Annotated in this window: 15 protein-coding genes and 1 tRNA gene; 10 read left to right on the top strand and 6 right to left on the bottom strand. The window is 62.3% G+C overall.

Annotated elements, in window-relative coordinates; translation table 11 throughout:
* Nucleotides 1-11: 11 nt before the first annotated feature.
* A complete protein-coding gene (locus F0185_RS23840; RefSeq protein ID WP_167228663.1) occupies nucleotides 12-1076 on the top strand; it encodes an ABC transporter ATP-binding protein in 1065 nt (354 codons plus the stop codon).
* 6 nt (nucleotides 1077-1082) lie between these two features.
* Here the strand turns inward: F0185_RS23840 and F0185_RS23835 are convergent, their stop codons facing one another.
* Together F0185_RS23835 and F0185_RS23830 are read right to left on the bottom strand one after the other, a co-directional pair.
* Complete coding sequence (locus tag F0185_RS23835) at nucleotides 1083-1877, bottom strand: DUF2145 domain-containing protein (RefSeq protein ID WP_167228661.1); 795 nt, start codon at nucleotides 1875-1877, stop codon at nucleotides 1083-1085.
* Between the two features lie 2 nt (nucleotides 1878-1879).
* Nucleotides 1880-2293 (bottom strand): hypothetical protein, encoded by a 414-nt coding sequence (locus tag F0185_RS23830; RefSeq protein ID WP_167228659.1) that lies wholly within the window; start codon nucleotides 2291-2293, stop codon nucleotides 1880-1882.
* A gap of 140 nt (nucleotides 2294-2433) precedes the next feature.
* Between F0185_RS23830 and F0185_RS23825 the strand changes: the two genes are divergently transcribed.
* From F0185_RS23825 to F0185_RS23815, 3 genes are all read left to right on the top strand, one after another.
* Entirely contained in the window at nucleotides 2434-3168 is a 735-nt protein-coding gene (locus F0185_RS23825; protein WP_229477165.1) for a helix-turn-helix domain-containing protein, read from the top strand.
* Nucleotides 3169-3231: 63 nt separating this feature from the next.
* On the top strand, nucleotides 3232-5118 hold the full coding sequence (locus F0185_RS23820; protein ID WP_167228657.1) for an MFS transporter: 1887 nt from the start codon (nucleotides 3232-3234) through the stop codon (nucleotides 5116-5118).
* A gap of 128 nt (nucleotides 5119-5246) precedes the next feature.
* Nucleotides 5247-7463 (top strand): ATP-binding protein, encoded by a 2217-nt coding sequence (locus F0185_RS23815; RefSeq protein WP_167228655.1) that lies wholly within the window; start codon nucleotides 5247-5249, stop codon nucleotides 7461-7463.
* Here the strand turns inward: F0185_RS23815 and F0185_RS23810 are convergent.
* Both F0185_RS23810 and F0185_RS23805 read right to left on the bottom strand, forming a co-directional pair.
* The gene (locus F0185_RS23810) at nucleotides 7460-8992 is read right to left on the bottom strand and encodes a hybrid sensor histidine kinase/response regulator (RefSeq protein ID WP_167228653.1); all 1533 of its coding nucleotides are present in this window, start codon (nucleotides 8990-8992) and stop codon (nucleotides 7460-7462) included. The two genes, F0185_RS23815 and F0185_RS23810, sit on opposite strands and share 4 nt — an antisense overlap.
* Before the next feature lie 14 nt (nucleotides 8993-9006).
* Nucleotides 9007-10509, bottom strand: a complete 1503-nt coding sequence (locus F0185_RS23805; protein WP_167228651.1) for an ATPase domain-containing protein — start codon at nucleotides 10507-10509, stop codon at nucleotides 9007-9009.
* Nucleotides 10510-10751: 242 nt separating this feature from the next.
* Here F0185_RS23805 and F0185_RS23800 point away from each other — a divergent pair.
* Nucleotides 10752-10828, top strand: a tRNA-Pro gene (locus tag F0185_RS23800).
* A 321-nt stretch (nucleotides 10829-11149) separates the two neighbouring features.
* Here the strand turns inward: F0185_RS23800 and F0185_RS23795 are convergent.
* A complete protein-coding gene (locus F0185_RS23795; protein WP_167228649.1) occupies nucleotides 11150-11788 on the bottom strand; it encodes a hypothetical protein in 639 nt (212 codons plus the stop codon).
* Nucleotides 11789-11801: 13 nt separating this feature from the next.
* Entirely contained in the window at nucleotides 11802-12185 is a 384-nt protein-coding gene (locus tag F0185_RS23790) for an Arc family DNA-binding protein (protein ID WP_167228647.1), read from the bottom strand.
* Nucleotides 12186-12315: 130 nt separating this feature from the next.
* Here F0185_RS23790 and F0185_RS23785 point away from each other — a divergent pair, with 130 nt between their 5' ends.
* From F0185_RS23785 to F0185_RS23765, 5 genes are all read left to right on the top strand, one after another.
* Nucleotides 12316-12516, top strand: a complete 201-nt coding sequence (locus F0185_RS23785) for an Arc family DNA-binding protein (RefSeq protein ID WP_167228645.1) — start codon at nucleotides 12316-12318, stop codon at nucleotides 12514-12516.
* Nucleotides 12513-13154, top strand: coding sequence for a KilA-N domain-containing protein (locus F0185_RS23780; protein WP_167228643.1), 642 nt, complete (start codon nucleotides 12513-12515; stop codon nucleotides 13152-13154). Before F0185_RS23785 ends, F0185_RS23780 begins: the two co-directional genes overlap by 4 nt.
* A gap of 162 nt (nucleotides 13155-13316) precedes the next feature.
* Nucleotides 13317-13649 carry a hypothetical protein gene (locus F0185_RS23775; protein ID WP_167228641.1) on the top strand — a complete coding sequence of 111 codons (333 nt, stop codon included), beginning with the start codon at nucleotides 13317-13319 and terminating at the stop codon, nucleotides 13647-13649.
* A complete protein-coding gene (locus F0185_RS23770; protein ID WP_167228640.1) occupies nucleotides 13646-14068 on the top strand; it encodes a hypothetical protein in 423 nt (140 codons plus the stop codon). Before F0185_RS23775 ends, F0185_RS23770 begins: the two co-directional genes overlap by 4 nt.
* On the top strand, nucleotides 14065-14250 hold the full coding sequence (locus F0185_RS23765) for a hypothetical protein (protein WP_167228638.1): 186 nt from the start codon (nucleotides 14065-14067) through the stop codon (nucleotides 14248-14250). Before F0185_RS23770 ends, F0185_RS23765 begins: the two co-directional genes overlap by 4 nt.
* The last annotated feature ends 331 nt before the right edge of the window (nucleotides 14251-14581 follow it).

Genomic DNA, 14581 nt, shown 5'->3' with positions numbered 1-14581 from the left:
CGGAAATTTTCATGAATGAATTGACTGTCAACGACCTGCACCTCGATTATGGCACCGGCGCGCACGCCAACCAGATCCTCAAGGGCGTATCGATGCACCTGCAGCGCGGCGAAGTGGTGGCCTTGCTGGGGCCTTCGGGCAGCGGCAAGACCACCTTGCTGCGCGCCGTGGCGGGGCTGGAAAGCCCGAAGAGCGGCACCATCGACATCGGCGAGCGGCGCGTGTTCGACGGCGCGCGCAAGTTCGAGATGGCGGCCGAGCACCGCAGCCTGGGACTGGTGTTCCAGTCGTACGCGCTGTGGCCGCACAAGACCGTGTTCGACAACGTGGCTTACGGGCTGACCCTGCGCAAGATGGGCAAGAGCGATATCGCATCGAAGGTCAAGGAAGTGCTGGGCCAGCTGGGCCTGGGCCACCTGGGCGAGCGTTATCCGCACCAGCTCTCCGGCGGCCAGCAGCAGCGGGTGGCGATTGCGCGCGCGCTGGTGTACAACCCGCCCGTGATTTTGCTCGACGAACCGCTCTCGAACCTGGACGCCAAGCTGCGCGAAGAGGCGCGCGCGTTCCTGCGCGAGCTGATCGTGCGGCTTGGCCTGTCGGCCCTGATGGTCACCCACGACCAGGGCGAGGCGATGGCGATTTCGGACCGCATCCTGCTGCTCAATAACGGCAAGATCGAGCAGCAGGGCTCACCACAGAGCATGTACGAGACGCCCGAGACCTTGTTCACCGCCGAATTCATGGGCAGTAACAACCGCCTGCAAGGCCAGGTGGTGGCCGCCAGCGATGGCGCGTTGACGGTGCTGGTCGATGGGGTGAGCATGCGCGGCACGGCGCGCGGCGCGCGCAGCGGTGGCGAGGCCACGCCGCTGATCCGGGTGGAGGATGTGAAAATCAGCGCCCAGCAGGTCGATAACGCGCTCGAGTTGCCGCTGTTGACCTGCATGTACCTGGGCGATCGCTGGGAATGCCTGTTCAAGCGCGGGGAGTTCAGCCTGCGCGCGTATTCCAAGCACCGGCTGGAGGCGGGCAGCTACTGGCTGCACATGCCGCCCGAGAAGCTGTGGGTGTTCTGACCTGCCTTAGCGGATGCCGACCACGCTCTCGGTGACGGCCGGATCGCGCTTCTTCACGAAGCGCACCACCGATTCGACGGTGACGATGTCGATCTGGCCGGCGATGCGGCGCCCCAGCGGATGGTCGTCGAAGGCCACGTTGGCGCGGAACACGCGCGCGCCGAGGCGCTTGACCGAGGGCACCCAGATCGTGTTCGGCGCGTAGCCGGCCTGCTTGAGCCAGGACTGGGCGGCGCTGCGATCGCCGATGGCGGACTCGCTGGCGGCGTAGGTCTCGAGCACCCACTGGTTGGAGTTCTGGTACTTGGTCGAAAACGGGAAGGCCAGCATGTTGTAGTGCGCACCGTGCAGGCGCGTCGGCGCCTCGGAGGCCAGCATGGCGACGATGCGCTTCTGGCTTTGCGCGCCCGGGATCACGATCTGGCTCTCGTAGGCGAACAAGTCGTCGAGGAAGAAGTTGGCCAGGCCCTGGTCGAACACCTTGGAGCTGGCGGTGCCGCACTGGTTCAGCAGGTGCACCACGGTCCAGCGGCCTTTGGGATGGTCGCGCCAGGCGTAGGCCATGTGCGAGTAGCGCAGGTCGTATTTGGACAGATCCTGGCCGACGCGCGCGATAAGCGCCACCTCGGCCCCTGAAGCGTCGAGGGCGGCGCTGGTGTTTTCGGCCAGCTTGACCGCCTTGACGAAGTTGTTTGCATCCTGCGCGACTTCCTCGCAGGCGGTGCCGGCGTGCGCGAATGGCAGCGCCATGGCCAGCGCCAGCAGCAGGAGCAAACGCAGACGCAGAGCAAGGCCGATCATGCTCAGCCCTTCTCGCCGTTTTGCGAGTGGTGCAGCAGGCTTTTGCCGATTTCGGTCGGAATGAAGGCGATCACCTTGCCGGCCGCGATCAGCACATGGCCGCTGGCGGTGGCGGTGACCGTGACGGTCTGCCCGACCAGGTTGGACAAGCCCCTGGCGCCGTCGCCGCTCAATTTGACGGTGGCGGTGGACCCGTCGGCCACGTTCTTGAGCACCACCAGGGTGCCGTCGGCCACGTTCTCCACGCTTTGCGCCACCACGCTGCCCCCCACGGCGACCACCAGCAGGCTTCCCATCACCACCGCGCCCGATGCATTGCTCGGCGTGGACGACAGGTTCGACCCCTGGGCCAGCGCGGCCGGATTGGCGCCGAACAGGGCGCAGGCGAGGGCGACGATCATCAGCTTGGTTTTCATGCGGTTCTTTCATCGGGTTGGCCGGGTTGGCAAGGACATCTTACGCAAAATTTGTGTTTGCTAAATGAAATGATAGGCCGTATCGCTTTTATTGCGAATAAGTATTAGTATTTGCTACCAGAATTCATAGGGATACGGAAATGCCGCACGCAATTACACTTGTCGACACCTTGAAGCGCCTGTTGAAGGGGCGCGGCATCACTTACGGCGACCTGGCCGGACGGATCGGCATGTCGGAGGCCAGCGTTAAGCGTATGTTTTCACAGAAGAATTTCACCTTGCAGCGGCTCGACGAGATACTGACCGCCACCGGTATCGAGTTCGACGAGCTCAGTGCGGCGCAGTCGGCGCCGACCCTGATTTCGCACCTGACACTGGCGCAGGAGCGCGAAATCATTGGCGACCCGCGCCTGCTGGTGGTGGCCGTGTCGGCCATGAACCACATCTGCTTCGACGATATTGTGCGTTTTTACGACATGACCGAAGCGGAAGTGACCAAATACCTGCTGCGCCTGGACCGCATCGGCTTTCTGGAGCTGCTGCCGAATAACCGGGTCAAGCTGCTGATCGCGCGCACCTTCGGCTGGATCGCGAATGGCCCGATCCAGGGCTACTTCCGGCACGAGGCGGCGGCCGACTACCTGAACTCGCGCTTCGATGGCGAGGATGAAGTCATGCGGCTGGTGAACGTGATGCTGTCGAAGCAGTCCGGCGCGGCGCTGCTCGAACGCCTCAAGCAGGTAGCGGCCGAATTCTCGCAGCAGCACCAGCACGAAACGCGCCTGCCGTTCGACCAGCGCCACGCGATCAGCTTCATCGTGGCCGCGCGGCCGTGGGTGCCGCAGGCCTTCAAGGCCTTGCTGCGCCAGCCGTGATGGTACCCTGACGATGAACAGCCACCTTTTTTGCCACATCAAGACCCTGAGAGAACGATCAGCATGAGTCAAGCCAGCCAGTTTTCCCTCCTGACGCAGCGCCGCTTCGCGCCGTTCTTCTGGACCCAGTTCCTCGGCGCCTTCAACGACAACGTGTTCAAGACCGCCTTGCTGGTGATATTGACGTACGAGGCGGCCAGTTGGACCACGCTCGATCCGGCCGTATTGAACAGCCTCATTCCCGGCCTGTTCATCTTGCCCTACGTCGTGTTTTCGGCGACCGCCGGGCAGATCGCCGAGAAGGTCGAGAAGGGGCGCCTGGCGCGCTTCGTGAAGATGTTCGAGATCGCCATCATGCTGGTGGCCGGCATCGGCTGGATGACGCACACCCTGTGGCTGCTGATCGCCTCCGTGGTCGGCATGGGCGTGCATTCGACCCTGTTCGGCCCCGTGAAGTATGCCTACATGCCGCAGCACCTGAAACCGGAAGAGCTGATCGGCGGGAACGGGGTGGTCGAAATGGGCACGTTTGTGGGCATCCTGCTCGGGCAGATCCTGGGCGCGGCGCTGGTCGTCAAGTCCAATGGACTGGTCCTGGTGGCCGGCGCCACCATGTTCTTCGCGGTGCTTGGGCTTGCGGCCAGCTACCGCATTCCGCACTCGCCGGCGCCGATGCCGGACCTGAAAATCAATCCGAATCCATTTGCCGAATCGGTGCGCAACATCGGCCACGCGCGCAAGAACCGCACCGTGTTCCTGTCGATGCTGGGTAACTCGTGGTTCTGGTTTTATGGCGCCATGATCCTGTCGCAGTTCCCGCTGTACGCCAAGGAGTTCCTCAATGGCGACTACAGCGTGTTCGTGATGCTGCTCACCGTGTTCTCGGTCGGGGTGGGCGTCGGCTCGCTGCTGTGCGAAAAGCTCTCGGGCCACAAGGTCGAAATCGGCCTGGTGCCGTTTGGCTCGATCGGCCTGTCGCTGTTCGGGATCGACCTGTATTTCGCCAGCATGGGCTATGTGCGCCCGGCGCTGCCGGTCGACATGCTCGGCATGCTGGCGCAGGCGGGCGTGACGCGCGTGCTGTTCGATATTGCGATGGTGGGCGTGTTCGGCGGCCTGTTCATCGTGCCGCTGTTCGCGCTGATCCAGACACGCTGCGAGCCGGCCCACCTGTCGCGCACCATCGGCGGCATGAATATCCTGAACGCGCTGTTCATGATCGGCGCGGCCGGCATGGCGATCTTGATGATCAAACTGCACTTCACGATACCCCAGATGTTCCTCGCCACCGCGATCCTCAATGCCCTGGTGGCGCTGTACATCTTCTCGCTGGTGCCGGAATTCTTGGTGCGCTTCGTGGCCTGGATGCTGATCCACACCATCCACCGCGTCAAGACGGTGGACGTGGAGCGCATTCCCGAGGAAGGCCCGGCGGTATTGGTGTGCAACCACGTCAGCTATGTCGATGCGCTGGTGATCGGCGCGGCCAGCCCGCGCCCGATCCGCTTCGTGATGGACCATAAGATCTTCAAGATGCCGCTCATGGGCTGGTTGTTCCGCACCGCGCGCGCCATTCCCATCGCGCCGGCCAAGGAAGACCCGTTCCTGATGGAGAAGGCGTACATCGACATCGCCCAGGCGCTGCACGAAGGCGACCTGGTATGCATCTTCCCGGAAGGGCGCCTGACCTCGACCGGCGAGATGGGCGAGTTCCGCGGCGGGATCGCCAAGATCGTCGAACGCAGCAAGGTGCCGGTCATTCCGATGGCGCTGCGCGGCCTGTGGGGCAGTTTGCTCACGCGCGACCCGGGCAACTTGTTCGAGCGCAGTTTTGCGCGCGGACCGCGTTCGCGCCTGGCGCTGGCGGTCGGCGCGCCGGTGGCGCCGGAAGAGGCCACCCCGGATTACCTGCACCAGCAGGTGCTGGCGCTGCGCGGCGACTGGAAGTAAGGGCGGGTTTATCCGACGGTAAGAATTCGTGAGAAAGTGGTTATAATTGCAATCGTACGCCATTTTGCCACTTCTCCCGCTTTTCAAAGGCCGCAGCATTCCATGAACAGTCTTTTGACGCCGGTGCCATGAAAATCCGCGCTTATCTCGCGCTGATGGTCGCGGCGATCCTGATTCCGGTCATTCTGTTCTCGACGATTTCGCTCAACATGCTGCTCAAGGCCGAGCGCGAAGCGGCGCTCAAGGGCGTGCGCGAAACGGCGCGCATCTCGCTGGTAAGCATCGACCGCGAATTGACCAACACCCAGAGCGCGGTGCGCATGCTGGCCACCTCGCCGCACCTGGCGCGCGGCGACCTGGCCGGCTTCTACGAGCAGGCGCGCTTCGCCGACAAGGTGGGCGCCACCTGGACCGCGCTGCTCGACGAGCGCGGGCAGCAGTTGATCAATACCGCGGTGCCGTTCGGCGCACCCTTGCCGGAGCCGGATGCGGCCCAGCGCGTGGCCCAGGTGCTGGGCGCCGGCACGCCGCAAATTTCCAACCTGATTCGCGGGGTCGTCACGCAAGCCTTGCTGGTGGTGGTCGACGTGCCGGTCACGACGCCGGATGGCATGCGCTACGTGATCGCGCAGGGTTTCAAGATCGACCATTTCAACGGCGTGCTGACCCAGGTGAACGCGCCGCCGACCTGGCTGGCCGGCGTGTACGACCGCAATGGCATGACGATCGCCCAGACCTACGGCGGCGGCGCGAGCGGACGCGGCGAAACCCGCCCGGACCTGCGCGAAGCGATCCGCAGCAAAACCATCGGCGTGATCCGCAACGCCAGCGACGACAATATGAAGCTGTACACGGTGCTGGAACGCTCGGCGCTGTCCGGATGGACGGTGGCCGTGGGCGTGCCGGAAGCCGAAATCGAATCGGCGGCGCGGGGCGCGCTGATGGTGTCGATTATCGGACTGGCGGCGGCGGTGTGCTGCGCCACGCTCGCCGCCGTGTTCTTTGCGCGCCGGCTGTCGCGCTCGATCCGCCAGGTGGCGCGCTCGGCGCATGCGCTCGGCGGCAGCGGCGAGGCGGCCCGCAGCGACGTCTCGGGCGTGGCCGAGGTGGACGAGGTGCAGGCCGCGATCGCGGCGGCGGCGGCGGTGGTCGAGCAGGAAAAGCAGTCGCGCCTTGCGGCCGAAACCGAGCGCGAGATTTTGTTCGAGCGCGAACACGAGGCGCGCACCAAGGCCGAACAGCAGAACCGGGCCAAGGATGAATTCCTGGCGATGCTTGGGCACGAATTGCGCAACCCGCTGGCGGCGATCGTGAACGCGACGGGCGTGATGGCCCATCCGGGCATGCCGGCCGCCGCCAGCGAGCGCGCGCGCGAGATCATCACGCGCCAGAGCGGGCACCTGACCCGCATCGTGGACGACCTGCTCGACATGGGGCGGGTTCACTCCGGGAAGATCCTGCTGGAGCGGCGCGCGCTGCGCCTGGACCAGGTGATCGACAATTACATGGCCACCCTGCGCGCCTCGCAGCGCTCGGCGCGCCACGAGTTGCGCGTCGATAGCGCGCCGGTGTGGGTCGATGGCGACCCGACCCGGTTGGAGCAGATCGTTTCGAACCTGCTCGACAACGCACTCAAATACACCCCGGCCGGCGGTACGATTTCGGTGAGCGTGAAGGCCGAAGGCGAGGAAGCGGTGCTGTGCGTATCCGATTCTGGCATCGGGATCGCGCCGGAGCTGATGCCGTATGTGTTCGACCTGTTCGTGCAGGGTGCGCGCCCGCTCGACCGCGCCCAGGGCGGCCTGGGCGTGGGGCTGGCGCTGGTGCGCCAACTGGCCCTGATGCATGGCGGGAGGGCGGACGTGCGCAGCGCCGGCATCGGCCTGGGCAGCAGTTTCGAGCTGCGCCTGCCGCGCGTGCAAGCGCCCCAATCCGAAGTGAGCGTGCCGGCGCCGGCGCCCTCGTCGCGCCAGCGCGTGCTGCTGATCGAAGATAACGAGGACGGGCGCGAGATGATGGCCATGATGCTCGAAGCGCAGCAGTACCGGGTCGACACGGCCATCGATGGCGTCGACGGCCTGCGCCAGGCTGCGCTGGCATGCCCCGATATTGCGCTGGTCGATATCGGCCTGCCCGGCATCGACGGCTACGAGGTGGCGCGGCGCATGCGCGCCGACCCGGCAACGAGCAAGGTTCGCCTGGTGGCGCTGACCGGCTATGGGCAGGACAGCGACCGCGAACGCGCCCTCGGCGCGGGGTTCGACGCGCACCTGGTCAAGCCGGTGGACATGGCGCGCCTGATGGAGGCGCTCGAGGCGCCGCAGCTGGCGAAAACGGCCGGCTAGCCGATCAGGCGCAAGCCCTGCGCCTTGGCCAGGCGGCCGTCGGCCAGGCGCTTGATGTCGTCGAAGTTGACCGGTTTGATGAGGTGATGGTCGAAGCCCGCGTCCAGGGTGCGCTGGCGCGCGTCGCTCTGGCCCCAGCCGGTCAGGGCGATCATCAGCACCGACTGCGAGCCGGGTTTCAAGCGGATGCGGCGCGCCGCCTCGTAACCGTCCATGCTCGGCATGCCGAGGTCCATCACGATCATGTCGGGCATGCCCTGTTCCACCGCCTGCACCGCCTCAAAGCCGTCGTAGGCGGTGGCCACGTTACAGTTTTCCATTTCGAACAGCGCCTGCAGCGAGTCCGCCGCATCGCGGTTGTCGTCCACCACCAGCACCTTGGGACGCCGGTCGATCGAGCCGATGACGTCGGCCATGGGCGTGGCCATGGCCGGACGCGCTTCGGTCACCACCGGCAGGGTGACGATAAACTCGCTGCCCTTGCCAAGTCCCTCGCTGGTGACGTGCACGCTGCCGCCATGCATTTCGGCGAACTGGCGCGACAGGCTCAAACCGATTCCGAGACCGCTGGCGATCTGGCCCGAGGGCGGCCGGCTTTGCTCGAACATGAAGAAGATGCGTCCGATGGCGGCTGCCTCGAGCCCGATGCCGGTATCCTTGACGTAGATGTTCAGGGCGCCGAATTCGACCTGCCCGCGCACAGTGATGCAGCCGTCGGCCGGCGTGAACTTGACCGCGTTCGAGACGATGTTGGCGACGATCTGCACCACGCGCGCGTAGTCGGCGTAGAGCACCACGTCGCCCGGCGGCATGGCCACGTCGATCTTGATGCGCTTGCTCGCCGCCGCGGCCGAGCACAGTTCGGTGACGTGTTCCATCACCTGCGCAAAGGTGGTGTAGTCGCGCTGCAGTTCGATCTTGCCGCTGTTGATGCGGGCCACATCGAGCAGGTCGTCGACCAGCCGGGTGAGATGGGCGACCTGGCGCTCGATCACGTCGCTCACCTTCTTGACGGGCGCCTGGTCGGGATACAGGTGATTGAGTACGCTCATCGAGGTGCGGATGGGCGCGAGCGGGTTGCGCAGTTCGTGACCGAGGCTGGCCAGGAACTCATCCTTGCGGCGGTCGGTCTCGCGCACCTGGTACTGCTTTTCGCGGGCGCGCAGAACCGATTGCAGCGACGTGATGAGGGTCAGGGTGCGCACCGGGCGCTCGAGCAGGGTGACGTTGCCGAGGGCGCTGATGGCCTGGCGCACGCTGAGCGAGTCGGGACCGCGGTGCGTGAGCAGCACGATCGGCAGGTCCGACCAGTTGGGCTGGCGCTGGACGAATTCGCCGAGCGCTTTCATGCCGCCGTTCGGCAGCGCTTCTTCGACCGTGAGCACGGCGCCGACGCCGATCAAGAGTTCTTCGGCGAGTTTCTGGACGTTTTCGGCGACCAGGTTGTCGACTTGCGCGAGGGTGAGCATTTTCGACGCCAGCACCGCGTCTTGCCCGGTCGGGGCGTAGATCAGGATACGCTTTTCCATAAGCTGCTTTTCGCTTATCCGTTGTCGTCGTCGAACAGCACGTGGGACTGGCTGTCGTCGAAGGTGGGAACACCGGTCAGGATGCCGTGGAAGTTGGTCAGCACTTCGCCCACTTCGATGCCCTTGCTGCTCATCGAGAACAAGCGGATGGTGCGCTCGTGCAGGCCGACGCGTTTCTTGAACACCGAAATGGCCTGGCGCACCTTGCCGCGCGCTTCGAAGTAGCGCAGCATGATGACGCTGTCGGCGATGTAGCTGGCGTCGACCGTGGTGCTCATGCTGCCGCCGATGAGGCCAGGCTGCACGCCGACCAGGATGGTGACTACCCCGCGCTGGCCCAGGTAAGTGAGCAGTTCGTGCATGTGGGTGGCGAGGAAGCGCTCGTCGGGCATGGCCTTCAGAAAACCATTGAGGCTGTCGATGACGATCACGCGCGCGCCGCCGGCTTCGGCGTCGGTCACCGCCTGCATGAATTCGCCGGGCGCCATTTCGGCGGGGTCGATCTGCTTGATGGTGAGCAGGCCGCTGTCGATCGCGCCCTCGAGATCGATCCCGAGACCGGTGGAACGCAGCAGCAGGTTGTTGGCCGCTTCCTCGAACAGGAACATGGCCGCTTTCTGGCCGCGCTGCGTGGCCGCATACACATACTGGGCGCACAGCGACGACTTGCCGGTGCCCGGTGGGCCGGAGAGCAGGGTGCTGGTGCCTTCATCGAGGCCGCCGCCGGTCAGGGCGTCGAGTTGGGCGATGCCGCTCGAGAGCCGTTTGCGTTCGGTGTGCACGCGCGTGTGGGCGGCGATCAGGCGCGGGAACACCACCAGGCCGCCGGTGACGATTTTATAGTCGTGCGAGCCGCCGCGAAAGGCGATGCCGCGGTATTTGACGATGCGCACGCGGCGTCGTTCGGAGCCGTAGTCCTGGTTGATCAGTTCGAGCGTGATGACGCCGTGCGCCACGCTGCGCACCTGCAGGTCGCCGGAGAGGGCGGTGCGGTCGTCGAGGAACAGGGTGGTGCAGCCTTTGCCGGACAGGTACTGCTTGAGCGCGAGCACTTGGCGGCGGTAGCGCAGCGGGCTTTCGGCCAGCAGCTGCAGTTCGGAGAGCGAATCGAGGACGACGCGGGTCGGCTTGTACTTTTCGATCGTGTCGAGGATGCGCTGGGTGGTCATGCCCATCTCGATTTCGGACGGGTGGAAAATGGTGAACTGGTGGTCGGGGTGGAGGATGTTCTCGTTGGGGATGATGTCCTCGACGTGGATGCCGTCCATCGACCAGCCGTGCGACTGCGCCACCGCCTTGAGTTCGACGCGCGTTTCGGCCAGGGTGATATAGATGACCGATTCGCCGCGGCGCACGCCTTCGTACAGGAACTGGAGGGCGAGCGTGGTCTTGCCGGTGCCGGGCTCGCCTTCGATCAGAAACAGGCGGTCGCTGGTGAGGCCGCCGCCGAGAATGGTGTCCAGTCCGGGGACGCCGGTTGAAAGAAAGCGGCTGGTGTCGCTGTTCTGAATTTCCATGGAGGGCATCTCCGTTTTTCTCATCGTAAATTTCGTAAATTACAACACTGTTTAAGAAATAGTACATGAATGCGGATTGGGTCGTAGTTCTGTACGGAAGCAAACCGCCAGTAGGGTTGTAGACAGACAAGGCGTATTTCTGGGAGGAGTTTGAGGCAGCGCAAAGTGCGTCCGGCCGCACGCGCGAGGTACGATTTTGTGTCACAAAAACGCAAGATGCTCTGATATAATTCGCAACTCGTCGGGGCGTAGCGCAGCCTGGTAGCGTACTTGCATGGGGTGCAAGGGGTCGAGTGTTCGAATCACTCCGTCCCGACCAAAATTAAGCAATAAAATCAAGCAGTTACGAAGTATAGAAAGGTTGCCAAATGGCAACCTTTTGCATTTCTAGGGTTCGTGCCTTACAGGTGCCTTAGTTCTTGGTTATACAGTACCGCATCGCTTTGGTTCGCAATGGATGATTCCGTCCCAGAAGAATGCCCGACTTCCTGTCGCATTCTGGAGGTGCCACCCGTCGTTATGAGCCACCCGTCACCCTGGCGTTTCCACCCACTGGTAGTGCGCCGGCATGCTCATCGTGATCCGGCCGTCCGGTGCTTTACGGTAATGAAAAACGGCTGCTCCGCCACGCGTGCCATTCCTAGAAGCCAAAAGTGAATTGCATCGCATCGACGTCCAAGAGCGCGCACGTCGGCGCGTATTGCCTGCCTGGTGCCGGTTTAAAACGCTTGGCTATCCGGGTTTTGCGATCAAATAGCGAATCCTGCCGACTGTAGATTTCCGATGCATCGGAAACGCGCCGATCATATACCCATGTGGAAATAGCCAGATGGCGGCAGATCGCCGGCCGGTCGTTACGAAAATTCTCATTCGTCCTGATGTACGCGACAGCTTGGGAGAAACTGTCGATCAGTCGTTGGTCCCCGGCGGCCGACTCCTCGCGCCGGATCAGCTGCATGAGCGGATCTTCGTCGGGATGTCCAGGCAGTACGTCGGCCAACGGCGCTGCGTCTGGACGAACCTCATCGATTCTAGCCGCATGCCGTAGAGTGAAGTCTCGTCCGCGCACCGCATGCCAGTAAAGGTCTCGCATGAGCAAGTCTTGATCTTCGGGATTGGAAAAATCGACTGCGTGACCTCGCTTCGCTTCGATCTTGATCGCCACCAGCCATGCGTCGCTATGCAGATCCTCGGGCGTCACTTCACCTTTGGTGGCGTACGATATTCGTCGGAACGACGATCTCATCGCAATTAAAAAGGTCTCAAAATCACTCGGCACGACTTGGATGTGCCTAGGCAGGTTTTTTTCGCAGTTTTTTCGCCAGCGCAGCGACTTCAGCGTCGCGCTCGTCGCTGGATACGTGTTCCCCTGCGAGAACGGTCACGTTTAAGACCACATCATTGATCTGCATTTTCTTCCGTAGGGCGGCCATGTACTCGTGGATCTCGTCCCAACTTATAGGTTGGTCTCCCGCATCCAGCACTATCTTAATTTGCGGCAGGGCATCCGGATCAACGTCGGTAATGGATTCTTGGAGGCGAGCGACGATCTCCGCGTTCATGGATCTGTTGTTCGCCTTGGCCAGTTCGGCTATCTGGTCGCGCATGCCGTCTGGGAAGCGGACGATGTACTTGTCGGAGTCGCGCCCCGTCGCTGCTCTGGTAGGTTTTTCCATACCCTCAATGATACTGGCACAAGGCCCTTTAGGTAAGGATGGCACGAGGGCATAAATTTCCTTGCGCTATATGCCCTCGTGCCTTATAGTAAAAATATGGCACGGGGCCATGCGAAAACTAGGAGGGTACATGAGCCAAATTCAGAGTGGCGGACAAGCACAACACAATGCAAAAGATCGTTTCATACTTCGATTTCACGATGAAGGGCAGCGCGCGGCCATGAAGGCCCGAGCGGCAGCAAACAAGCGTTCGATGAATGCTGAGATCCTTGTGCTGATTGAGCAAGGGCTGGCGACGGCGCTTGCGGACGTCGGACGGGCTACCTCATGACCGCCGCTTTAGTGACCGCCGAGTACCAGGGTGTCGCATTCAGCTTTCAAGACGACGGCTGGTTCAACGCGACTACGGCGGCGGGGAAGTATGGAAAAAAGCCGAACGACTGGCTCAAGCTTGATGAAACGAAGGAATACATCTCAGTCTTGAGTTCCATTTCAAATGCGAGCCAAAATCGCATTTGGCATAAAACGAAGCGTGGTAACAACGGTGGCACCTGGTTGCACCCGAAGCTGGCTGTACGCTTCTCACAGTGGCTCGACATGCGCTTTGCTGTCTGGTGCGATTACCAGATCGATTTGATCCTGCGCGGCGACCCGACGTGCGGCGACCTCGCCGGCGACCTGAGTACGGTAGCCGAACGCATGCCCCTCTACCTTGCCGCTGCCCACGCACTGGCCCGGTACCGCCTTGCCTTCCCGGTAAGTTACCGCGCCTTCAACGCGGCCGCCGGCTCGACCAACTTCCGATTTATGACCAAGGCCCAAGCCAATCGTGTTGTTCCCGTGGCCGCGCGCATCGCTAGCGGCACCGATACGCCCGCCGACTGGCGCCTGCTACATGTTACTGGCCAGATGTCGACAGCTGGCGCTGGTCAGTTGGCCTTGTCAGGTTTTGAGGAGGTGGAAGGTTAATTAGCAAAAAAGGAAAACATACCCTGACGTGAAAAGAGGCGCCTTGCCGGGCGCCCCTCGAAGTCAGTACCAACCGGCCTGGCGGAACCAGGGGTTGTGGCCACAGGGATGCTAGAGACATTCCGGGCCGCGTGGATTTTTTCGTCCCTTTGAAAGACTAAAATGCACAAAACGAACGATAGCACCAACTTACCTAAAGCGCAATATTTATCTGAATCCGCATTCGCCTTGGCGGTACGCGGTAGTCTGGACGCGGTAAAGAAAGCCGCCAGCGATATCAATACTGCGCAAATGGACATGCGTGCGCTCAACTTGGCGATCATGGGTCTGCTGGAGCATTTCGAGTACACCGAGCGCGACCAAGAAACTATCGACACCCTGTACGCGTTCACTCGGCTGCTGGGTTCGTCAATCGAAAAGATCAAGGACGGAAGCGCGAAAATTGAAGAGCTCGCTTTCGCAAAAGGCAGCCCTATATGCGGAGTCCCAGCATGAGCGCCGCAAACCCGCACCTCCAAAATGTCGAACGCGCGCCGTACGAGTTAGGCAGTCTCCTCAGGCAGTTGCCTAGCCATTTCCCAGTTGATCGCGTCATGTCGAGCGATGAGCGTCAGATGGTGACGGCAGCCATCAAGCACGCGTTCAACGCTAACTACATGCTGATGGGTGGGATCGAAGCGATTGGACATCTGCTGTTCAGTGCTGCAAATAACAGCGAATTTCCTCCATCAGCGAGCGTTCTGGAACATCTCGGCGGGCTGATTAAGCATATTGCAGTGGAAGCCCAGTTTCTCCAAGAAGAGCAGGCTAACCTGCAATCCGACTTGGACACAGATGAGAGGCGAGCAGTCACATCGCCAATGCGCCGTAAAGACGGTCCCAAGCCTTCAGCAGAAAGCGCAGGTGAAGCGTGAACCGTAATGTCGACGAAGTAACCGTCCGCCGCCTGGCAGGCCTGGCCAACGTAATCAGCGCGTTGCTGGCCGCGATTCCTATTTTGGCGTCTCATACGCAGGCGGATGCCCTGCAAACCTGCGCCACTATGGCGGCTGACGTGGCTGACGAACTGGACAAAATCACCAAGGAGGCGATATGACCGCCGCTAAGCAAAAGGTCGTCCCGGTTGAACCCGCCGAGCATGCCGAAGAGATGAATAGGCTCGCCGGCCTGGCCGCATGCTTGCTTGCGATCTTGGCAAGCGACCAGGGCGTGCCACGCGAGATCAGGACGTGGACTCTGATCCAAGCGCGGAATCACGCCGAGGACATAGGCAAAGGGTTGACAGCGCTCTTGCGGTCGGGGGCGTCATGCATGCCCTTATACATAAGTCGCCAGGACCCAATAAAGTCTTTTACATTCAATGAGTTGCAGAGGGGCTTGTAAACTTTGCCGAGATCGCGTTTACTCTTGCCTTTTGGGCGGCGCAT

It is taken from the genome of Massilia rubra (assembly GCF_011682065.1).
In the GTDB taxonomy this organism is placed as follows: domain Bacteria; phylum Pseudomonadota; class Gammaproteobacteria; order Burkholderiales; family Burkholderiaceae_D; genus Telluria_A; species Telluria_A rubra.
Note: the sequence above shows the minus strand (reverse complement) of the source record. Positions and strands in the feature narration are given on the sequence as shown.